General features: G+C 52.4%; 20 protein-coding genes. 11 read left to right on the top strand and 9 right to left on the bottom strand.

The window, feature by feature from the left end:
- Positions 1 to 99 precede the first annotated feature (99 nt).
- Both GN107_RS09475 and GN107_RS09470 read right to left on the bottom strand, forming a co-directional pair.
- Complete coding sequence (locus GN107_RS09475; RefSeq protein ID WP_196246312.1) at positions 100 to 1,884, bottom strand: bifunctional diguanylate cyclase/phosphodiesterase; 1,785 nt, start codon at positions 1,882 to 1,884, stop codon at positions 100 to 102.
- A gap of 243 nt (positions 1,885 to 2,127) precedes the next feature.
- Positions 2,128 to 3,237, bottom strand: coding sequence for an SLC13 family permease (locus GN107_RS09470; RefSeq protein ID WP_155287620.1), 1,110 nt, complete (start codon positions 3,235 to 3,237; stop codon positions 2,128 to 2,130).
- 382 nt (positions 3,238 to 3,619) lie between these two features.
- Here GN107_RS09470 and GN107_RS09465 point away from each other — a divergent pair, with 382 nt between their 5' ends.
- Together GN107_RS09465 and rlmH are read left to right on the top strand one after the other, a co-directional pair.
- On the top strand, positions 3,620 to 4,270 hold the full coding sequence (locus tag GN107_RS09465) for a helix-turn-helix domain-containing protein (RefSeq protein ID WP_308779564.1): 651 nt from the start codon (positions 3,620 to 3,622) through the stop codon (positions 4,268 to 4,270).
- A 166-nt stretch (positions 4,271 to 4,436) separates the two neighbouring features.
- Positions 4,437 to 4,916 (top strand): 23S rRNA (pseudouridine(1915)-N(3))-methyltransferase RlmH, encoded by a 480-nt coding sequence (rlmH, locus tag GN107_RS09460; protein ID WP_155287622.1) that lies wholly within the window; start codon positions 4,437 to 4,439, stop codon positions 4,914 to 4,916.
- Between the two features lie 66 nt (positions 4,917 to 4,982).
- On the opposite strand, the gene GN107_RS09455 is transcribed toward rlmH, so the two are convergent.
- The 5 genes from GN107_RS09455 to GN107_RS09435 all read right to left on the bottom strand — a co-directional run bounded on the left by GN107_RS09455 (position 4,983) and on the right by GN107_RS09435 (position 8,775).
- A complete protein-coding gene (locus GN107_RS09455; protein WP_155287623.1) occupies positions 4,983 to 5,798 on the bottom strand; it encodes an energy-coupling factor ABC transporter ATP-binding protein in 816 nt (271 codons plus the stop codon).
- Positions 5,795 to 6,622, bottom strand: coding sequence for an energy-coupling factor ABC transporter ATP-binding protein (locus tag GN107_RS09450; protein WP_196246314.1), 828 nt, complete (start codon positions 6,620 to 6,622; stop codon positions 5,795 to 5,797). The genes GN107_RS09455 and GN107_RS09450 overlap by 4 nt, the downstream gene beginning before the upstream one ends.
- Complete coding sequence (locus GN107_RS09445; protein WP_155287625.1) at positions 6,595 to 7,377, bottom strand: energy-coupling factor transporter transmembrane component T; 783 nt, start codon at positions 7,375 to 7,377, stop codon at positions 6,595 to 6,597. Before GN107_RS09445 ends, GN107_RS09450 begins: the two co-directional genes overlap by 28 nt.
- Positions 7,378 to 7,381: 4 nt before the next feature.
- On the bottom strand, positions 7,382 to 7,978 hold the full coding sequence (locus tag GN107_RS09440) for an ECF transporter S component (protein ID WP_155287626.1): 597 nt from the start codon (positions 7,976 to 7,978) through the stop codon (positions 7,382 to 7,384).
- A 71-nt stretch (positions 7,979 to 8,049) separates the two neighbouring features.
- The gene (locus GN107_RS09435; protein ID WP_155287627.1) at positions 8,050 to 8,775 is read right to left on the bottom strand and encodes an NUDIX domain-containing protein; all 726 of its coding nucleotides are present in this window, start codon (positions 8,773 to 8,775) and stop codon (positions 8,050 to 8,052) included.
- A gap of 144 nt (positions 8,776 to 8,919) precedes the next feature.
- Here GN107_RS09435 and GN107_RS09430 point away from each other — a divergent pair, with 144 nt between their 5' ends.
- Positions 8,920 to 9,333, top strand: a complete 414-nt coding sequence (locus tag GN107_RS09430; RefSeq protein ID WP_196246315.1) for a pyridoxamine 5'-phosphate oxidase family protein — start codon at positions 8,920 to 8,922, stop codon at positions 9,331 to 9,333.
- 165 nt (positions 9,334 to 9,498) lie between these two features.
- Here GN107_RS09430 and GN107_RS09425 read toward each other — a convergent pair whose 3' ends face one another.
- Positions 9,499 to 10,257, bottom strand: coding sequence for an SDR family oxidoreductase (locus GN107_RS09425; RefSeq protein WP_155287629.1), 759 nt, complete (start codon positions 10,255 to 10,257; stop codon positions 9,499 to 9,501).
- A 326-nt stretch (positions 10,258 to 10,583) separates the two neighbouring features.
- Positions 10,584 to 10,796 carry a hypothetical protein gene (locus GN107_RS09420; RefSeq protein ID WP_155287630.1) on the bottom strand — a complete coding sequence of 71 codons (213 nt, stop codon included), beginning with the start codon at positions 10,794 to 10,796 and terminating at the stop codon, positions 10,584 to 10,586.
- Positions 10,797 to 11,043: 247 nt separating this feature from the next.
- Between GN107_RS09420 and GN107_RS09415 the strand changes: the two genes are divergently transcribed.
- The 8 genes from GN107_RS09415 (at position 11,044) to GN107_RS09380 (ending at position 20,125) form a co-directional block, all read left to right on the top strand.
- Positions 11,044 to 12,981, top strand: a complete 1,938-nt coding sequence (locus GN107_RS09415) for a GTP-binding protein (protein WP_155287631.1) — start codon at positions 11,044 to 11,046, stop codon at positions 12,979 to 12,981.
- Positions 12,982 to 13,131: 150 nt separating this feature from the next.
- Positions 13,132 to 14,010 carry a proline iminopeptidase gene (gene pepI, locus GN107_RS09410; RefSeq protein ID WP_155287643.1) on the top strand — a complete coding sequence of 293 codons (879 nt, stop codon included), beginning with the start codon at positions 13,132 to 13,134 and terminating at the stop codon, positions 14,008 to 14,010.
- A gap of 232 nt (positions 14,011 to 14,242) precedes the next feature.
- Positions 14,243 to 15,034: a MurR/RpiR family transcriptional regulator gene (locus GN107_RS09405; protein WP_155287632.1), complete on the top strand. Its 792-nt coding sequence runs from the start codon at positions 14,243 to 14,245 to the stop codon at positions 15,032 to 15,034.
- Positions 15,035 to 15,292: 258 nt separating this feature from the next.
- Positions 15,293 to 16,651: a PTS sugar transporter subunit IIC gene (locus GN107_RS09400; RefSeq protein ID WP_155287633.1), complete on the top strand. Its 1,359-nt coding sequence runs from the start codon at positions 15,293 to 15,295 to the stop codon at positions 16,649 to 16,651.
- Positions 16,652 to 16,679: 28 nt separating this feature from the next.
- Entirely contained in the window at positions 16,680 to 18,140 is a 1,461-nt protein-coding gene (locus GN107_RS09395; RefSeq protein ID WP_155287634.1) for a 6-phospho-beta-glucosidase, read from the top strand.
- A gap of 15 nt (positions 18,141 to 18,155) precedes the next feature.
- The gene (locus GN107_RS09390) at positions 18,156 to 18,467 is read left to right on the top strand and encodes a PTS sugar transporter subunit IIB (RefSeq protein WP_155287635.1); all 312 of its coding nucleotides are present in this window, start codon (positions 18,156 to 18,158) and stop codon (positions 18,465 to 18,467) included.
- 20 nt (positions 18,468 to 18,487) lie between these two features.
- Positions 18,488 to 19,051: a DUF2812 domain-containing protein gene (locus GN107_RS09385; protein ID WP_155287636.1), complete on the top strand. Its 564-nt coding sequence runs from the start codon at positions 18,488 to 18,490 to the stop codon at positions 19,049 to 19,051.
- Between the two features lie 150 nt (positions 19,052 to 19,201).
- Complete coding sequence (locus GN107_RS09380) at positions 19,202 to 20,125, top strand: ROK family protein (RefSeq protein ID WP_196246316.1); 924 nt, start codon at positions 19,202 to 19,204, stop codon at positions 20,123 to 20,125.
- Positions 20,126 to 20,660: the final 535 nt, after the last annotated feature.

Genomic DNA, 20,660 nt, shown 5'->3' with positions numbered 1-20,660 from the left:
AGCGAATTATTGCCCGGGTAATAATGACTTTAGGAAGTTATTCAGAGCCAAAGTGTTGCGGGTAACGGCTATAGTAGCCGGACGCTTAGAGAATCGGCTTTACATGATCCGCGGCAGTACCGGCCGACTGAAGTAATTGCCCTGCCCGAACTCAGCGTGATAGCGATCGCACATCCGCAACCCCGCATCGCTCTCGATACCGGTGATAACCATCGTCATTCCGTACTGCACACAAACGCCGTGCCAAAAGGCGAGGTTGGTGTGCATGGCCTTAACTTGCTCAGGCGTTGGTTTAGCAATCAGCGGTACCTTTACAACGTCAAAATACTTGATGACGGGGAAAAAGTCGGTGAATTTTTCCGGTGAATCACAATCATCGATTACAAAGTGGGCTCCGTAAGCCTTGAAAGCCGCCACATTTTGAATGAAGAGGGTGGGTTCAGCCATTGTTTTGAATTCAACGTGCAGCATAAATTCGTTCTGTTGATTCCGCAGATAGTCAAGCCAAGCCGCCTTAATATCCGGATTAAACAGCGGTGTCAGCTCGTAGTTGATGGCTAACGCATGTGTTTCGAGGTGCTCGTTAATTTGCTTGATCAGTTTCATCAGCGTAGCAACCGTTGCCGAAAAATCGGGGGCGTCCGTCCAGTGCCCGTCGTTGTATACTGCTAGCCGTAACTCGTTTGTTGCCACGCCGGAGTCTTTGATCCGCATCACCGGTTTGGTGTAGTAGGTGTAGTTGATCATTACCGAGTGCGAGTTATTGAGTAGATCAGCCTGCCCGTCAACAGTGATCCGGTCGCGGCCATTTTGCTTGGAAAGGTACAAACTATCGTCCGCACGCTTGAGCAAGTCGTCAAGTTCGGTGTCGCTTTGTTCCAAGTACGCCAGGCCGATGGAAATGGTGCAGTGCAAGTGGTCTTCCTCGTAAGGAATCGGCACCGTCCGCACGGTTGTCCAGCAGTCCCGAACTAGTTTGATGGCCTGCTCCAAAGAGCAATCAGGCATGATGATCGTCATCTCTTCGCCACCGGTCCGGTAAAGTTCTGCGGCAAAGGGGGCAGCCAGCAGCTTCTTTTGCAGTAATTTGGTTACGGAAATTAGGACTTGATCACCGGCAGCGTGGCCGAACTCGTCGTTAATCGACTTGAAGTAGTCAATGTCCAAAACCGCTGCCGCCATTGGTAGCTGGTCCTGTTGGCAATGCTTAAACTCCGCGACCGCATTTTTGCGCAGTCGCGACAGACTGTAGGCGTGAGTTAAGGTGTCATACATTATGGATTCGTTCAGCTTTAGCCGTTCTTGAGTGTGGACGTGCACCCGCCGAATGTAGGTGTAGGCGTAAGAGCTCATCGCAATGAAGATGAGGATGAAACTCAACCTAGAACTGGGGGTCATCCCAACGTGGGTCGTCCAGGTAAGAATACCCAGCGTGCTGAACAAAATTAGGTTAGGAACGGCGTTGTAGTGGAATTGGTATTGGAAGCGGCGAACGGCTACGCATAGGATAACGAAACAGCCGGCAACGAAGACAAACAATTGCGCCTGGAAGGGATGATTAATGTACCAGATAAGACTAAAGAGTGCCCAGTGCCATAAGTAATCTGGGAGCGTAGTGGTTTCATCGAGCAATGGGTATGCCGCGGCGAACAGCACTAAATTGGCGTACATTTCGCTGCCCTGGCGCACCGTTAAAATTGCAGCTTGCAGGCACGCCAACAGGCCGACTAGAATCAGTTGGCTTAAAGTGCGGTTGATTAGGCGCTGCCAGCGATCACTGCCGCCACGTAGACGTAGATATATTTTTGAATCGTAGTAGGTCAAATAGCCCGCCACGAAAAATATTGAGGTGACTAAGCGCCCCAACCATACTCCTAATGCCATTGTACCCCCCACAGTTACGCCAACACCGTCTTCGAAATTTGTTTTCATTAAAGCGCAGCTAGTTGCCGCTGTCAACTAGCCTGAATACTTGTAACACTAGCTCTACCTGACTATGCCTCTTTAACGAGATGCCACATAAATAAGGTGCGAATATGAATTTGACGTTTTACAACGACTTGACCAAAAAACACCCGCTTTTCCGTTTGGAATGCGGGTGTTGCTTTACCAATATCATGGCAATTATTAACTGAAGTAGATGACGGCAAGCAACCCGACCCCACCGATGATGAACAGGGCGATGAAGTTGATGACCGTGAATGGTACGAAGAACTTGGACTTCACATCGCTGCTTGCGTGCGCGCGGAACTGCTTGAATGCGAGCAGGTTGCACAGGCTGGCGATAGTCGTACCCAGACCCCCGACGTTAGTTCCGTAGAACAGGGCTGCGACGTGATGGGTGAACTGCGCAACCAGCACCGTTGCGGGTACGTTGGACATGATCTGCGAGGTCGCGATCCCGGTCAGGTAAACGGAGATAGGGTCGTGCTCGAGCGTGTGCAAGGTGCTGACGACTGCGGGAACCTGCTGAATGTCGCTTACAATAATGAAGAAGCAGACAAAGGTGCAGATGATCCCGTAGTCGACGTGCGCGAGGATTTTGCGATCCAGCAGTAATGCGTACAGGACGGCTGCGATTGCGGCCACCCACGCGGGCAGGACGCCAAAGACGGCAACGAACACGAGCACCGCGACCAAGCAGGTGATGGTCGTGAGGCGCGGGTTGATCCGCAAGTCCTGAACTGGCACAACGGGAATCTTCTTGGGCTTAACTGTCAGCGTGAGGCCAATCAGGAAAATGATGGCGATGACTAGCAGCGGCAAGACCCATAGTAAGAAGTCGAGTAGCGAAATATGGAATTTCGTCATCAGGAAGATGTTGTGCGGGTTACCGAATGGCGTCATGGCACTACCGAGGTTGGCGGCGATGGCAATTGCCGTCGCGGGCACGATTTGCGGCAGGTCCATTTTCTTGGCGACGCGGAGGTATAGCGGCATGAACGTCAGCACCGCCATATCATTAGTAAGAAACATCGCCGCAACGAAGGACAACATGACGAAAAACCAGGTTAGTTGTCTGGCGGAATGTGCCCCGGACGTTAATCGGTACGCTAAGAAGTCGAGTACGTGCAGGTACTCAAATATTTGAATGATGGTCATCATCGCGAGGAGAGACCATAGAGTCGTGAAGTTAATGTCTGCGATGCGCGGGCGAGCTAAGAAAAGGCTCAAGATAGCAAAAGCTGCTGCTATCTGAAACACGCGATCTTTGACGATGGTTTTGACAGCGGTCATGGGACCATCCTTTCGAAGGCTTAACAATATAATTTTGCACTTTAAAAAGGGCCGCGACAACTTATTTTTCAAAATTTTCTTACGGACCTTAAGAAATAGGGGTGCAGCAAGAAATGTAAATGCAGTCTTAACGAACAATTGATTGGAAAATATATGAATTATTCGGTGCTTTAGTAAAAGCGAACCGGCACTGGCTTTACTTGTGGGACAAAATCGATTAGTTAACAATTGAGATTATGAAAAAATGTTAAGTGTGAGTGAGGCCAAAGAGCGCCGTAATACGGGCAGTAGCGTGCTATTTGGTCTTGAACTAATTTAAGCAAACTATTGACATAGTTTTATGTGACATTTATGATAAAGATACTAATAAGGCATTAATTGAATTCTTTGGAGGAGGCGAACAATCATCATAATCGGATACAGTTGGAATAAATCTAATCGTAAATACAAAGATGACGATTTTGCGAATCTGCGGGCAGCGAACGCACGTAAAATATTCGCGGATACGGTCGAATTACCACCACTAGAGCGACCTGGGTTCCGTGAAATGCTGGCGTACGTGCACACAGGCGATGAGATTGTGGTCGCTAGTCTCCTCCAGTTGGGCGAAACTAATGCTAACCTGAGCGATGCGCTGGACGCAATTTGCGGACGCAACGTTAGTCTCAACATCCTGAATTTCCCTAGCTTTGCGTCAGTTCATGATGCCAGCGAACGCTGGCAGTTGACCTGCGTGATCCGGGACATTGCTGATTTCGCAAAGCACCGTGAACACCGCGGTGGCGCCGGTTTGAGCGTTTCAACACCGCACCATGGTGAACGGGGCCGTAAGCGAGAATACGCACCGGATTCACCGAACCCCGTCAAACGCGCCATCTACCAAGACGTGCTGACGATGTTGGCTGACAACCTGCCGGTAACGCAGATTGCTAGGGCGGTTGGCATCAACCGGAAACAAATCTACCGCATCAAGGAATACGCCCAAGAAAATGGCGATTTGATTGCGGGTTTACCACCGCGTAAGCGTGCGTAAGTAAGGTCGTTAGAGCGAAAATACCGCTCTGACGGCTTTTTTTGTGGACACGATTTTTTAAAATCGACTAGAAACCGTTTTCGCTTGGTGATGTAGTTGCCTTTAGTAACTATACCGAAACACCGGCTATTTTTGCCTCTGGTATAATGCTCGTGAGGTGGAAATCGTGAATATTAAGATCATTGGTGTTGGTAAGCTGAAGGAGAAATACTTCAAGGCGGGAATTGCGGAATACAAGAAGCGTCTGTCCGCTTTTGCCAAGGTGGAAATCGTCGAGGTTGCGGACGAAAAAGCCCCTGAATCCCTGTCTGAAGCCGAGATGGCCGAGGTCAAGGAGAAGGAAGGCCAGCGCATCCTGGATAAAATCAAGGACCGGGAGTACGTCATCGCCCTGGCCATTGAGGGTAAGCAGCGGGCGAGTGAAGTTTTCGCCAAGGAAATCGCCGATCTCGGGACATATGGGCACCCGGACATTACCTTCGTGATCGGCGGCTCACTGGGTCTCTCGCCAGAGGTTATGCAGCGGGCTAACGACACCCTCAGCTTCGGGAAGCTGACCTTGCCCCACCAGTTGATGCGGTTGGTGCTGATTGAGCAGATCTACCGGGTGTTCATGATCAATGCTGGGCGGCCGTACCACAAGTAAGCAAGATATTTTTGACAATAAATGAGCCGCAAACTACCAATGTTGGCAGTTTGCGGCTCTTAATGGCTAATGCTGAGTTTGTAGTTGCGCAGTTTGGTGCTTGCTTACATAGTCGTCTGGCGTGAGGTAGACGTTTGTGTCTCCCAATTGCGCACAGATCTGCATAATCTGTGGTGGCAGCAATCCCGCTTGCTCCATGATGGCCGGCGCTGCAAACAAGTCTGTTGGCGCGCCGTCAAACAGCATTTTGCCGTGGTCGAAGGTGATGACCCGGCCAAAATTCGCCGCTACTAAGTCCATGTCGTGCGTGGAGACGATGATTTGGTGCCCTGCCTGCGCCAACTCTTTCACGATGCGCAGCACGATGGCTTGGCTGTGCCAATCCAAGGCAATCATCGGTTCGTCTAGCAGGTAGCTTTGCGGATTGGTCGCAAGGAGGGTCGCAAACGCCAGCAATTTACGGTCCGATAATGATAAATCGAAGGGATTTGCAGCCGCCAAATCCTGCAGTTCAACTTGCGCGAGCGTCTTCTGAACGATTTGGTCGACTTCTGTCCGGTCTTTAGTAATCTGTCGGGCACTCCAGGCGACTTCTTTGGCAACGGTGGCGTTAAAAAGCTGATCGTCAGGATTTTGAAAGAGCATGCCGATTTGGTGTAAACGTGCGCTGCCGACTAATTGTTCGCCGCTAGTCCCGTTGATGGTGATCGTGCCCGCTTGCATTGGCTGCAGGCCCAGCAAGAGCTTAAACAGGGTCGACTTACCGGCACCATTTTGGCCGACGATGGCGGTTAGGCCAGCCGCCAGCTTGAGGGTTGGTAGTTGCAAGGCAAAATCACTGTCCGGATAAGCAAAGTGCAGCTTATTAATTTCAATGCTCATTGCCTGACCTCCATTAATTCAGTCCGCGTGACCGGGAATTCACCGTCAGTAAAAGCCCAGCCCATTTTGCGGGCCAATTGCAAAGCAACTGGGTCGGGGATGATGTCGTTCACGGTGCCATGGTTGTAGAGCGCGCGCGGAGTCCCACTAGCGACGAGTGTGCCGGCGTTCAACACCCAGAGCGAATCAACCGTGTTGCACAGTGCGTCGATATTGGTGGACGTGATGAAAATAGTCTTACCGCGGGCGCTAGTTAGCCAGTCAAAGAATTGCTGGGTCCCCGCCGGATCCATCTGGCTGGTCGGGTCATCAAAAATCAGCACCGGCGGGTCGGTCACCAATGCACACGCAATCGCCAGGCGCTGCATTTGCCCGCCAGACAGCGTTGTGGGGTCTTGGTCGAGTTGGGTGGTGAGGTGAAACTGCCGGGCGAGCTGTCGCACCCGCGTGTCGATATCTTCCGCGGTTGCACCAAGGTTAACGAGGCTAAAAGCCATTTCCGAATAGACCGTCTCCGCCATGCCGCTCAACTGGTCGCTGGGGTTCTGGAAAACGTAACCGACGTAACGGTTGATTTCGGTCCAGTGGTCAGCGGGGTTAACGGTGCCCAAACTAAATTCGCCCGTCACGTCTGCGTGCATGAGGCGGTCGACAATGCCACTCAGCAGGCGGCAAAGCGTGGTCTTACCGGAATTGCTAGGGCCGACGATACCGATGATTTGCTGGGCTGGCGTTTGGATGGTGAGGTTCTTTAGCTGCTGGTGCTCGGTTCCGGGGTACGAAACGGTGATGTTTTTTAAATTAATTTGCTGATGATTGTCCATATTTTCCATCCAATTATTAACACTGCCAGTAAAATCAATCCGCGGTGGGCGTTTTCCGCTTGATAATAGGTCAGTTCACCCGTTAGCTTGCGGTGCGGGTTGTTAAAGCCCCGCAGTTGCAGCGCGGTGGAGCGTTCAACCGATTGCATCAGCGTTTTGGTAATCAGTGGCACCAGAATCGGCACGATGGCCCGAACGCGCTGCGCCACGTTACTTTGCGGATTCACGCCGCGTGCGCGCTGGGCCACCTGAATGTGGTGCATGTTCTGATTGATCTGCGGCAAAATGTAGCAGACCGAAATCAGTACATAAACCGTGTGGTAAGGCACCCCAATTTGCTCCAGGTAATGCGTGTTTTCGCCAATTGTCGTGGTAAAGATGAAAAAGCTGGTCACGAAAATGATGCTGAGCAGGCGACTGCTCAGCATCAGGGCGTACAGCAAGCCTTCACGGTAGAAGTGCAGGCCAAAAATCGTTACCGCCACGGTCTGGTTTAATGGGTACAGTAAGCCTTGAATCACGACGATCGTTGCAATTAGCAGGAGGCTAAATGCAATCAGCTTCAGTGCTTTGCGACCGATCCGTGCGGCGACGACGAGCATGACGCTCAGGCCCAAAACTATTAACGAATAGCTTAATGATTTGTAAAGCAAACTCCCCAGCAGCACGCACGCAATCAGTAACAGCTTGGTGACTGGGTCAACATTTTGGGCCCAGCTGCTGCGGATGCCCACGGAACTCTCTGCGTTACTCATCGTTCTAATCCTTAAAGGAGTAAATCAGCTTTTGCGGTAACTGCTTGTAGATCAGGTAGGCGAGGTAGCCAACGACGATTTTGTCCAGCAGGTCGAGAACAAATTCGTCAATAAACGAAGCAATCCAAACGGGGGTGCTGTGTGCGACTAAGCCCGCAAAGAGTGCATCGCCCCAAACGACCCCGGTCTGGCCACCATAGAAGATTACGTTCAGCGGGGTGGAAATAATTGCGGATACTAGTGCGATGATAATCCCGGCGATCCAAACCTTCTTGGCAGAACTAAACCAGCCCTTGCGGAACAACCAGCCGACCGCAATCCCAATGCCGATACTGGTAATGGAGTAAATCGTTGAGATTGGGGAAAGCGTCAGGCCGTAGATAATGTTGTTGATGAAGCCACTAATCGCCCCGGCAATTGGGCCGGCGAGCATGCTGGCTAAATATGTGCCCAGTGAACCGAGCCAGAGGGGCAACTTCAAGCCCTCAGCGAAGGCCTTAGCAACATAGTTAATGCCGACAGCGGCTGGAATCAAAACCAGGACCTGGGTCGACAGCTTAAACTTCCAAACAGATGGTGCAGTAGTTTTCTTTGCTTGCATGATAGTGCCCTCCAAAATAATAAAAGTGCTTTTGACTTTTATAATATGGCACTGACATTACACCCCTGTCTTTACACTGTCAAGACATATGTTTTAGCTGGCCGGCCCACACCGGTCCGCGTCGTTGTGCCCGTTGGCCTGAACAAATTGGCATGATCGCGTAAAAAGTTTGAGTTGTCAGGCTCGTCATGCCCAAACGCGGCGAAGATGTGACGAGCTTGTTTCAGTGTGAAAGCGATACCTAAAATTAAGAGAATGGTGGGTTGATAGTCCAATTTGTTGGCGATGCGCGTGCAGGCAACGGTCAGGATCCAGTTGTGGTCAAAAGCTAGTCCGGTCGTTGGCGTCTGGTCGCGGAGGTATTCATTGGGCTGCAGGGTGTGGAACTGCAGCTTTTGGTGGCTGAAGGTAAAGGTTCCGCTTGGCTGCCGGCCCAACGCAAACCACTGGGCGTCGTTAGCACCATTCCCCGATACGAGCTGGGGCCGCTGCGGCAGGAAGGTCATGTAGCTTAACGCAAGGGCCCGCTCACCGGGAACACGGTCTGGAGCGGTGAAGGTCGCCAGTTGTTCAGCGTGCACAGCGGGCAGGGCGAGCCCAATTTTTTCACGAACCAGCCGCAGGGCCGCTTCGTGGGCACTTTCGTCGGTGCGCAGGGCGGTTTCTGGTAGCGCCCAATAATTGGCAAAGGGTGCGTCACTGCGGCGAATGAGCAGCACGTTGACCTGTTTGGTAGTGGCATCGTAGCTCCAAATGATGTTGGTAACGGTGATTAGCGGGCGGGCAATTGTAGTCATTCTGATTCCTCCTTCGACAGGCTAAGTGTAAGCGCAGCCGTTAATTTGCGCAATCCTTGCAATCCCGCATGTTGCCGCTTACCATTTAGACAGACGAACGCTTTGTGCCCGCCTAGTTGTTAACTAATATTCGGAGGGATTATTTTGGCAGATAAAACAGATTTGGAAAAAATTCTCACTGACGCAACGCAGATTGCCGTTGCGACCTTGACTGAAGATGGAGCGGCTCCAGATGTGCGCATCGTTTTGGGTGCCTACGACGCGCAGAGCAAGCAAATGTTGTTCATGACGAACCCTAAGTCACAAAAAGTGGCAGAAATTGCTGCGCACAGTCAGGCTGCATTTGCGATTCCACAGCTTGGTAAAGGCGGGTTTGCCCGCGTGCGCAAGGCTGATGTGCAGCAGATCAACCCTAGTCAGGACCAAGTTGCTTTGTACAGCGCAAAGTATCCGCAAAATGGTCAGTATGCCGCGCACTCTAGCTTCTATGCGCTCAGTTTCAAGGAAGCAGATGTTACCATTGATGGTGCAACTTCAACGGTTACACTAACTGATTAATTTAGGTAGCTAAATATTGGTCTTAACGGAAAACGTGTTTGGAATACCGTAAGCGCGGTTTCGGCCGTTACGACACGCAGTACGTGTTGACCTACCCGCTGAAATAAAAATTGCAGCAAAAAAACAGCCAGCGGAAAAATTTCCGCTGGCTGTTTTGTCGTGCTCTTACCAAGGCATCTGGCCTTCGAATTCAGAAAAGGTACCGGTTGTCTTGTCCTCGCGTGGCAAACTGGCCATTTTGATGGACTGACGGGCCCCATCGGCGATGTCCTGCATGCCGGGAATCTTAGGCGCATCCTTAGGCCGGCCACCGAATTCGGTGGCGGTCCAACCAGGGTTGACCGAGTTGACGGTGATGCCTTCATCAGCGAGTTCCTTGCTGAGGTCAACGGTGAAGAAGTTGACCGCGGCCTTGGAGGACTGATAACCGACCGCCGACACATTGTACAGGCGGTTGTTCGGGTCGGTGGTCAGGCCAAATGAGCCCATGTTACTGGACAGGTTGATGATTTTGGCGGGTGTGTCCTTCTTCAGTAGTGGCAACATGGCCTGGGTGACATCAATCATGCCGAAGAAGTTGACGTCGTACTCCTTGCGAATGACGTCGGTGGACAGCTTGGATGGGACTTGGTGTCGGTCAAGCGCGATCCCGGCGTTGTTAATGAGGACGCTGAGGTAGCCGAACTGTTTGTTGATCGTATCCACCGCCTGCTTAATGGTGTCTTTGTCAGTCACATCTAGAACAATGAGCGTGGCCTTGATGCCCTCAGCGGTGAGCTTATCGACTGCGGCCTGACCGCGCTCGGTATTGCGGGAGCCAACGAGTACGTGTTGGCCCAGCTTGCCTAGGCCTTCCGCGGTGGCAAAGCCGATACCCTTGTCCGCACCGGTAATGAGCGTAACGATTTCGTGTGTATCTGTCATGAGTTATTCCTCCCAAATGGGTGCTTAGTTGCTTTTACAACTGTATTCTACTACATCTGTGTAGAAATGGGAAATATCATTGGTAGGGGATGAAAGAACAACCGGTTTGAATTTTTTACCAGGTCTTGACCAAAGTTCTGGAAGAAACGCTGGATTAGTATAGCAGCGTGGTGTCGAAATTTCTGAAAGGCATTGTATTTGCCGAAAAAGCTCGTCAAGTTTTCACGCTTGACGAGCTTTTTGATACTGACAAACTGGTTATTAGTTTAAAGAAAGCAAAGCAGTGCTATTTTCGGGGTGAATTAACCTCGGCATAACTACCAGCATCACTTGAACAGGGGGTTGAAGAACCCCGAGATTGCGGTTGCGCCGATGATTACGAATATCACTGCAACCACGATTCCCTGCCACAAACCCAGCAGGGAAAAAGCTGAGGTTCCGGCACTGCCCTTAGTTTGCAAGACTCTGAAATAATGATATGAAACGGATAGCTGCCAGATTGCCAGTGCGAAGCAAATGATGCTGAGAACGATATTCATTTTGCACATCTCCAAAGTGTTTAGTGACTGAACATGAGTCGCTTCTATGGATACGCTAACACATGTTATTAAATAAGTACACCGATATTTTTGACCCCACCAACTGCGTAGATAGCAGCGGTTCTTTGACTTGAACCCGCTGGTGCTGCTTGATAATGTGTGCATATCTTGTTTTCCCCGCGCAATCTCCGTAGACTTAGCAGCAGGACCTAACTGGGGCGGGATGCCGCCTAAAGGAGCGAGCGAAATGAAGCACATTGTAGCCGGAATCGTTGCGCATGTTGATGCGGGTAAAACCACCCTTTCTGAAGCTTTACTATACCGCGGTGGCACCTTGCGGCAGGTGGGCCGGGTGGACAAAGGGGACGCCTTTTTGGACACGGACGCCCTGGAGAAACGGCGCGGGATCACCATTTTTGCCCACCAGGCGCAGCTGCAGACTGCCGATTTGGCCCTGACTTTGCTCGACACGCCGGGGCACGTGGATTTTGCCAGTCAGACGGAACAGGTTTTGAGCGCGCTTGACTACGCCATCCTGGTGGTGTCCGCGACTGATGGTGTGCAGGGTTACACTCGCACCCTGTGGCGACTTTTGCAGCGGTACGCGGTGCCGACCTTTATTTTTGTGAACAAAATGGACGCCCCCGATGTTGACCGGCAACAGATCCTCGCTGAACTGCAGACAAAACTGGCGGAGGGCTGCGTTGCTTTTACCGGCGCGGCACTGCCTGCGGGTGCGGCCGAGGACATTGCGCTCCAAGACGCCGCCGCGCTGGATGAGTTCAGTGCCACGGACACACTGGCGGATGACACCGTCCGCCGGCTGGTTCACCAGCGGCTTGTCTTCCCCGTCTACTTTGGCGCCGCGCTGAAGCTGAGCGGAGTCGCGGACTTCTTAGCTGGCTTCACGCACTGGACAACGGAGAAAACGTGGCCCCAGGATTTTGCCGCGCGAGTGTTCAAAATCAGCCACGATGACAAGGGTGAACGACTGAGCTGGCTGCGCGTGACTGGCGGCAGTCTGCACACCAAGGACGTCCTGCATGCCGGCGAGAAGGCTAACCAGCTCCGGGTGTACAACGGTGCGAAGTTTGATGTCGTCCCTGAAGTTCCCGCCGGGGCGGTGTGTGCGGTCACCGGGCTGACGCAGACTTATCCGGGCTGCGGGCTGGGTGCAGAAGCAGACGCCCAAAAGCCGGTGCTGCAGCCGGTTCTCAATTACGCCGTGGATTTGCAGGGGCAAGATCTGCACGAAGTTTTGGCTGCTTTGCGGCAGCTGGAGGATGAGGATCCGCAGTTGCACGTGCAGTGGTCGGAGCACCTGCAGGAACTGCGGGTGCAGCTCATGGGTGCGGTGCAACTGGAAGTTTTGCAGCAGCTGTTGCAGGAGCGCTACCAGCTTCAGGTCGGTTTTGATCAAGGCAGTATTTTGTATAAGGAAACCATCACGGCGCCCATTGAGGGGGTCGGCCACTTCGAGCCCCTCCGCCACTACGCGGAGGTCCACCTGTTGCTGGAGCCGGTCGCACCTAGTAGTGGCCTGATGTTCGCTGCTGACTGTCCGCTAGAGGTGCTGGGCCGTAATTGGCAACACCAGGTTTTGACTAGTTTGGGGGCCAAGGAGCAGCTGGGCGTGTTAACGGGGGCGCCGCTAACGGATGTTAAGGTGACGCTCGTGACCGGGCGGGCCAGCAACGTCCACTCGGTCGGTGGTGACTTCCGGGAGGCCACCTGGCGGGCACTGCGGCAGGGACTGATGGAACTGGCAACGCGGAATGCTTGCCAGTTGCTGGAGCCGTGGTATCAGTTCACGCTCACGGTGGATCAAACGCAGGTGGGCCGGGCGCTGACGGATATTCAGCGTATGCACGGAACGTTTGCGGAACCAGTCGCGGCGGGCGGTCAGTTGCAGATCAGCGGCACGGCCCCCGTGGCCACGATGCGGGATTATGCGGCGGAAGTGGCCGCGTACACCCACGGACAGGGACAACTCGATTGCGTTGTGGCGAGCTATCAGCCCGCTCACGACGCCGCGGCAGTGATTGCGGCTAAGGCTTACCAGCCAGTGGCGGACCTCGATAACACGCCCGACTCGGTTTTTTGCGCGCACGGGGCAGGGTATCCGGTTGCGTGGCGGGACGTGCCGGGGATGGCCCACTGCGAATATGTCCACAAATTATCATAAAAATATTATTAGCAAGCTAACTAAAGTTCCGCGGCTCAGGCGCTGATGAACAAGCAAGATATTTCACAATCAGCACCGCCGTCTGGGCTACTTAGTAGTACAATCGAGGGCAGAAGTACAAATTCACCATTAAAGGACGGACTGATGCAGATGCATATTCAAGAAGGCTACATGCCGTTTCACGGTTTCAAGACTTACTACCGGATTGTCGGCGACCCGAATCCCGACAAGGCGCCACTGCTTTTGATCCACGGGGGCCCTGGCTCATCCCACAATTACTTTGAGCTGATCGACGACTACGCGGAGACTGGCCGCCAGCTGATCATGTACGACCAGGTTGGCTGCGGGAAGTCCTCACTGCCTGAAGACCCTGCTGTTTACGTCAAGGAAACCTGGGCTGAAGAATTGGTTGCCCTGCGCAAGTACCTGCACCTGGACGAACTGCACATGCTCGGTCAGTCTTGGGGCGGCATGCTCGAAATGCTCTACCTGACCCGTTACGATCAGAAGGGCGTGAAGAGCGTCATGATCGACGGCTCACCTGCATCCATTAAGCTCTGGACCAAGGAACAGCACCGGCTGATTTCCTACCTCAGTTATGAGGACCGCACGGCGATTGCCGAAGCCGAGCGCACCGGCGATTTCACCGGTCCCAAGTACTTGGCCGCTAATGACCGTTACATGGAACGTTACTGCTGGGACGACCCGGATGAGAACTCACCAGAGCCATTGCGCCGCGAGACTAATGGCAAGCGGGCCAGTCGGATCGCTGAGGGTCCAAACGAGTTCACCGAAAATGGCACCATCAGCGATTTTGAGCTCACCGATGAGCTGCACAAAATTCACGTACCAGTGCTCGTGACCAACGGGACTGACGACCTGTGCACGCCACTCATCGCCAAGTCCGTTTACGACCACATTCCTGGCGCTAAGTGGCACCTGTTCGCCAACAGCCGCCACTTGGCCCTGCTGGACCAGCATGATGAATTCATCAGCGTCCTGGACAAGTGGCTAAAGGAAAACGATTAATTGCATTTATTAACAGTTTAGCTAACTAACTAGGCCACTTTAAACGAAGTGGCCTTTTATTTTGGCAACGGTAGGCAATAGCAAAAGGTACACTGATGATTATTATGACAATCAAAATCGTGATTTAGCTGCATTTTTGCAACGTGTAAACGTTAAAGAATGATTGCCATCTGTGTTACTATTGGCCAGGTAGCAGTACATCAGTGCTTAGACTCAGAAGGGGGGAGCGGGTTTGTTTCCATACGATAAATTACAAACGCTCAATGAACTAGAGACCGTCATCTACAACTACATTAACCGTCACCAAGAGGAGGTCGAACGGATGCCGATTCGGGCGCTAGCCAAAGCGGCCCACGTCAGCACGACCACCATCATCCGTTTCGCCAACAAAATGGGCTACGATGGTTACTCTGAGCTCCGTTTTGCCATCAAGCAGCACCGGCGCAACATGCTGGACAACAAGCCCGCCGACAGTTACGACATTACCGTGCCGCTAGCTGATTTCTTCAATAAAGTGAACACGACCGACTTCAACAAACTGATTGATCAGGCCATCGAAATGATCGAGGCGGCCCCAATGGTTCTTTTTTACGGGATCGGAACCGGGAATTCACTGGCGCAGTACGGGGCGCGTTACCTATCGAACGCCGGCAAGCTGGCCTTGCCGATCGAGGACGTGTTCCAGCCCTTTCCCTTTGGCAACGCCCTGCCGCCCAAGACCGTGCTGATTTTGCTTTCAGTGTCTGGGGAGACGCGGGAAGTCATTCAGCTGGTGACGAAGGTGCAACCTGAGGATGTGCGGATCATTGCCGTCACGAACCACGGCAATTCACGCTTGGCGCGGATGAGTGACCTCGTGATCAGTTACTACATGCCGGAGTTAAAACACGGTGATCTTAATTTTACGACGCAGGTACCTGTTGTTTATCTGGAGGAGCTGATTGCCCACCGAATCGATGAGGACCGGCAGCGGCAGGCACTCGTTGATAAGCCTGATGGTAAAGACACCAACGAGCAACCGTGACATAATGCGACAATTAAAGAACAGATGCGGAACACGTCACAGGAATGTGACGTGTTTTTACTTTCCGGAACTGTTCCTAACGGCCGCGAAACCGTATACAGGGACCTTTGTTAGCGCATACACTAATTACGTGATCATAAATCACAAATGATTTCGGCCGAAGTCATTCTAGATTCTGTATCGGAACCACGGAAATTTTTTATTCAAGTTAATTCAGCGTACGCGAACTCAATCGCTGCGCAGTAAGGAGCAAAAATTATGAATAGTTTCATTAATGACAAAGTTTTGCCAGGCGTGATGAAATTCACCAATAGCAAAATTATTACCGCTCTGAAGAACGGGATGATTTATGTCATTCCCTTCATCATTGTTGGTTCCATCTTCCTGATTCTCGGTTCATTACCAATTCCATCATGGGCGGCCTGGATGAACGGCACCGGCTTGGTACCGTACTTCAACCAGGCAACGAACTTCTCGTTCAACGCCATGGCATTGATTGCCGTAATCGGGATTGCTTACGAGTGGGCTCGGAACGAGGGTGTTGACCCATTACCAGCCGGAATTACCGGTTTGATCAGCTTCCTGATCGTTCTCCAGCCAACCGCACCAATCATGAGCCCTACTGGCAAGGTACTGATCAAGAACGTGCGGCACCTCACCGGCTTCATCGACACCAGCTGGCTTGCTGGTAAAGGGATGATCGCCGCTATCTTAGTCGGCCTGATTACTGGTTGGATCTACTGCTGGTTCGTTAAGAGCAAGATCACCATCAAGCTGCCTGAACAGGTTCCAGCAAACGTTGCGAACTCATTCACCGCGCTGATTCCTGCCGGTGCACTGATCGTTATGTGGTTACTCGTTTACATGGGCTTTGACCACTTTGCCCACACCTCAATGTTGCAGTGGATCTACAACGTCATTCAGACACCACTACAAGGGATCACCGATTCACTAGCCGGGGCGCTGATTGCACCACTGCTGATTTCCTTCCTCTGGTTCTTTGGGGTTCACGGTTCATCAATCATCAGTGGCATTATGACCGCGATCCTGCTTTCCAACGGTACCCAAAACGCTACTTTGTTCAAGGCTGGCAAGCTGACCATTGCTAACGGTGGTCACATCTTCACCCAGGCACTGCTTGACCAGTTCGGGACCGTTACTGGTGCTGGTATCACCATCGGGATGGTTGTCTACATGCTCTGGTTCGCCAAGTCCGCTCAGCTTAAAGCTTTGGGTGGTTTGGAAATTGCCCCAGCTATTTTCAACATTAACGAACCAATTCTCTTCGGTGCACCAATCGTTATGAACCCACTGCTGGTCGTCCCATTCATGATCACGCCAGCTATCTCCATGGGTCTCACCTACATTGTCATCAAGATCGGTCTCATTCCACTGTTCAATGGTGTTTACGTACCATGGACCACACCAGCGATTGTTTCTGGATTCCTGGTCGGTGGCTGGAAGACAGCCATTTGGCAGGCATTGATGCTGGTTATGACCTTCTTCATCTACCTGCCATTCATCCGTCGTTACGACAACGTGCTCTACAAGCAGGAACAGGACAACCTGGCTGCTGAAGAAGCTAATGGTGGTGCTAAGACAGAAGCTGCAAAGTAACAGTTCGCATTAGAAACGGAGTAAAAATATGGCTAAGTTACGTGATGATTTTCTATGGGGCGGCGCGGTCGCTGCCCATCAACTTGAAGGTGGCTGGCAAGAAGGCGGCAAGGGTGTCAGCGTTGCCGACGTCATGACTGCTGGTGCTAACGGTGTGGAACGCGAAATTACGGATGGGGTTATCCCTGGTAAGAATTACCCGAACCACGATGCGATTGATTTCTACCACCGCTACAAGGACGATATAAAATTGTTCGCGGACATGGGCCTGAAGGCATTTCGGACGTCGATTGCGTGGACCCGGATTTTCCCAAACGGGGATGAAGAAGAGCCCAATGAAGCTGGCTTGCAGTTCTACGATGATCTTTTTGACGAATTGTTGAAGAATGGCATTCAGCCGGTAATTACGCTCTCCCACTTCGAGATGCCTTACCACTTAGTCAAGGAGTACGGCGGCTGGCGCAACCGCAAAGTGATCGGCTTCTTCGCCCACTTTGCCGAGGTTGTGTTCAAGCGCTACAAGGATAAAGTTAAGTACTGGATGACTTTCAACGAAATCAACAACCAGACGGACACCAAGTCACCGTTTGCCCTGTTCACGAACTCCGGCTTGCAGATCAAGCCCGGCGAGGATGCGGAGCGAACGATGTACCAGGCCGCGCACTACGAGCTGGTTGCCAGCGCGTTGGCCGTTCAGATTGGTCACAAAATCAACCCCCAGTTCCAAATTGGGGCGATGATTGCGATGGTGCCGCTCTACCCAGCTAGCCCGAAGCCAGCCGATATTTTCAAAGCCGAACGGGCGATGCAGTCCCGTTACTGGTTCGCGGACGTGCAGGTCAAGGGTGCCTACCCGAGCTGGCTCGAACGTTACCAAGAACGTGCCGGCTATGACCTAGATATCACATTGGAAGATCGCGACGTGCTGCAGGCGGGGAAGGTCGATTACATCGGCTTTTCCTACTACATGTCGATGGCGGTCGCGGCCAAGGCCGATGAACCCGATTCTTACCGTTATGACGAGCATGAGGATGTCGTACGCAACCCAACCGTTCCGGCCTCTGACTGGGGCTGGCAGATCGACCCGCAAGGCCTGCGTTACGCGATGAACTGGCTCAAGGATCGTTTCGACGTTCCGCAGTTCATTGTTGAGAATGGTTTTGGGGCCATTGACAAGCTGACTGCTGATGGGCACGTACACGATGATTACCGGATCGAGTACATGCGCGAACACATCAAGCAGATGCAGCTGGCGGTCGACGTCGACGGGGTGGACCTCTTGGGTTACACACCATGGGGTTTCATCGACCTCGTCTCAGCTGGCACCGGTCAGATGGACAAGCGCTATGGCATGATTTATGTAGATAAGAATGATGCCGGTGAAGGGACCCTGGATCGCAAGAAGAAGGATTCGTTCTACTGGTTCAAGCACGTGATTGCGACTAACGGTGAAGATTTGGGCGACGTTAAGCCACCGTACACCAAATAGATTGGAGTGTTAGTTATGGCAGATAAGACGATCATGCTGGCGTGCAACGCCGGGATGTCCACCAGCTTGCTAGTGAACAAGATGCAAAAGGCCGCTGCGGCGGAGGACGATGATGTCAAAATTTTCGCCACTTCCGCTGACTCGATTGATCAAGAAATCGAGCAGGAGCATCCAGATATTCTGATGCTGGGACCGCAAGTCCGTTACCTGCTGAAGGGCATCCAGCAGAAGGTGCAGATTCCGGTTCAAGTCATCGACATGAAGGATTACGGCATGATGAACGGCGCGAACGTGTTGAAAACGGCGTTAGCGGCAATCGCTAAGTAACTGCAAGGAGGGCGACAACAATGTTTAGATATCATTTTATCCGGAACAATCTTGAGCAGGAGCAAGCGTTCCTGAACCACGCGGCAAGCAATGGCTACATTTTGCAGCGGGTCCGGGGTGCACGCTACCACTTTGTCGCCCGTAAAGCCCCAGATGGTGCAAATTACCGGGCAACGTTGGTCATCACAAATGATCCGGATACGGCGCGCAACGCCGCGGATCAGGTGGTCACGGGGCGGCTGAGCAAGGGCATGTTTTACAACGTACTCTACACGCGTAGTGACCGGCAGCCGCGCTTAACCTCTGATGCGGATGCGGTGGCGCAGTTTCACACCTACATGTTGGACCACGGTACCGCTCAGGAATGGAAGGGCGGCGCGGGGATTTTCCTCGGCATGCTGCTGATCATGATTGCGGTTGGGATGGGGCACACTGCCGGTTGGACCAGCCTCTTGCCGCTGCGGCTCGTAATCGGCTTGGTCGGTGCTGGGTTTGCCCTTACCGGCTTACGCGGCATTGTCATCGGACTCAAGAACACGGTTAGCTCGATCCACTTTAAAGCTGCTAGCCCCGAAACCAAATGAAGCAGTAACTAATTAGTCAGTAATAACAAACATGAGCAAGCGGCCGCGGGCAAAACCGCGGCCGTTTTGTAATCAACGTAGTGGCATCGGCTTATGTAAGCGTTACAATTAAGCCGACAAATGAATGTAATCACAAATGGGGGAATTAGGATGAGTGAATATGTAGCTTTTGACATTGGCGGGACCAGCATTAAGTACGCGCTGGTGGATGATCAGGGCAATATTAGCGGGCGGGGGCACTTCGCGACGCCGACCGCGCGCGATGAGATTATCGGGAAGATGTGCGCCGCCGTTAGTGCCTATCAGGCTGAGCACAAAATTGTCGGGGTCGGTGTTAGTGCACCTGGCATCGTCCGGCGCGATGGCTACCTGGTGACCGGTGGCGCTTTGATGGAATTCTATGAGTTCGACCTGCGCGGCACCTTGGCAGCCAAGACGGACTTGCCGGTCGTGGTCGAAAATGATGCTAATGCCGCGGCCCTAGCTGAACGCTGGCAGGGCAGTTCCCAGGGAATTGACGATTACGTCTGCATCGTGCTCGGCACTGGGATCGGTGGCGGTATTGTCATCAATGGTAAACCTTACCGTGGCGCCCACGGGATGGCCGGAGAACTAGGGTGGATGGTTACCCGTGATGACGATGCGACTGGCGACCTGGAAGACGCCTCGCTGACCTTCAGCGCGTCCGTAGTGATGGGCCTGCTGCGGCGGTATAACGCGGCACACAAGCGCGTTGATCCGGATGCGGAAGAAGTGACTGACGCGCGGGTCGTGCTGGAGCGCAGCGCCGCTGGTGATTACACCGCGTACACCGAGTATCACCGCTTCCTGCACGATATTAGTATCATGTGCATCAACTTGTTTGCGACGCTCGACCCGGACCGGATTCTCATTGGCGGCGGGATCAGCGCGAACCCGCAGTTTATGGCGGATCTAGCGGCCACGATGGACCGCTTGCTCACCCAGCATGGCAGCTTGAATCGCATTCGCGACAAGGCTCTGGGTAAGGTCATGGCAGCTGGCTTGCGGAATGACGCCGGGTTGCTGGGCGCAGTTTACCCATTGTTACAGTGATAGATAGTTCAAAATAAGTTGGCTCCCGTTAGCGGTTAAATTACGCTGGCGAGAGCCAATTTGTGGTCTATCCGGATATAGTGTTACAGAATTTGGTGTCCACTCATGCTTATTACCCGGGAAATGCGTAATTGCCCGGGTAATAAGACTGCTGGCTATTCAAAAAGCTTGATTTATCAGTGATTCTGGCCGCAGGGGGGGTTACTTAGTGGCAGCTTACCGCCAGCGCTAAAATAACTAATTTCCCGGGTAATTTACTTAATTTAACCCTCCTAATTGGCAAACTGAACGGCAAATTAAGTCCATAATAATTTGTATTCCGTAAGTAATTGGCGCAAGGTAGAATTTGGCTGCTTTTGGCCGTACTTACTAATGGAAAGAAGAATTTGCTTGTCTAAACGGAACGTTCTCATCGTCACCTGCGCCCTACTGCTATCGAACGCGATGGCCGGAATTGAGGGTCTACACTTTCTGGTGTTGGAGAAATCCAACGCTAAGAGTGTAGGCCCCTTTTAAATGACAAAATAATAGGGCA

Source organism: Lacticaseibacillus zhaodongensis (genome assembly GCF_009687905.1).
Classification (GTDB): domain Bacteria; phylum Bacillota; class Bacilli; order Lactobacillales; family Lactobacillaceae; genus Lacticaseibacillus; species Lacticaseibacillus zhaodongensis.
Note: the sequence above shows the minus strand (reverse complement) of the source record. Positions and strands in the feature narration are given on the sequence as shown.

Excerpts from the sequence above, each read along its gene's own strand:
- GN107_RS09475 (WP_196246312.1), bottom strand. The coding sequence starts at position 1,884 with ATGGCATTAGGAGTATGGTTGGGGCGCTTAGTCACCTCAATATTTTTC.
- GN107_RS09470 (WP_155287620.1), bottom strand. The coding sequence starts at position 3,237 with ATGACCGCTGTCAAAACCATCGTCAAAGATCGCGTGTTTCAGATAGCA.
- GN107_RS09455 (WP_155287623.1), bottom strand. The coding sequence starts at position 5,798 with ATGAGCATTGAAATTAATAAGCTGCACTTTGCTTATCCGGACAGTGAT.
- GN107_RS09450 (WP_196246314.1), bottom strand. The coding sequence starts at position 6,622 with ATGGACAATCATCAGCAAATTAATTTAAAAAACATCACCGTTTCGTAC.
- GN107_RS09445 (WP_155287625.1), bottom strand. The coding sequence starts at position 7,377 with ATGAGTAACGCAGAGAGTTCCGTGGGCATCCGCAGCAGCTGGGCCCAA.
- GN107_RS09440 (WP_155287626.1), bottom strand. The coding sequence starts at position 7,978 with ATGCAAGCAAAGAAAACTACTGCACCATCTGTTTGGAAGTTTAAGCTG.
- GN107_RS09435 (WP_155287627.1), bottom strand. The coding sequence starts at position 8,775 with ATGACTACAATTGCCCGCCCGCTAATCACCGTTACCAACATCATTTGG.
- GN107_RS09425 (WP_155287629.1), bottom strand. The coding sequence starts at position 10,257 with ATGACAGATACACACGAAATCGTTACGCTCATTACCGGTGCGGACAAG.
- GN107_RS09420 (WP_155287630.1), bottom strand. The coding sequence starts at position 10,796 with ATGAATATCGTTCTCAGCATCATTTGCTTCGCACTGGCAATCTGGCAG.
- GN107_RS09415 (WP_155287631.1), top strand. The coding sequence starts at position 11,044 with ATGAAGCACATTGTAGCCGGAATCGTTGCGCATGTTGATGCGGGTAAA.
- pepI (WP_155287643.1), top strand. The coding sequence starts at position 13,132 with ATGCATATTCAAGAAGGCTACATGCCGTTTCACGGTTTCAAGACTTAC.
- GN107_RS09400 (WP_155287633.1), top strand. The coding sequence starts at position 15,293 with ATGAATAGTTTCATTAATGACAAAGTTTTGCCAGGCGTGATGAAATTC.
- GN107_RS09395 (WP_155287634.1), top strand. The coding sequence starts at position 16,680 with ATGGCTAAGTTACGTGATGATTTTCTATGGGGCGGCGCGGTCGCTGCC.
- GN107_RS09390 (WP_155287635.1), top strand. The coding sequence starts at position 18,156 with ATGGCAGATAAGACGATCATGCTGGCGTGCAACGCCGGGATGTCCACC.
- GN107_RS09385 (WP_155287636.1), top strand. The coding sequence starts at position 18,488 with ATGTTTAGATATCATTTTATCCGGAACAATCTTGAGCAGGAGCAAGCG.
- GN107_RS09380 (WP_196246316.1), top strand. The coding sequence starts at position 19,202 with ATGAGTGAATATGTAGCTTTTGACATTGGCGGGACCAGCATTAAGTAC.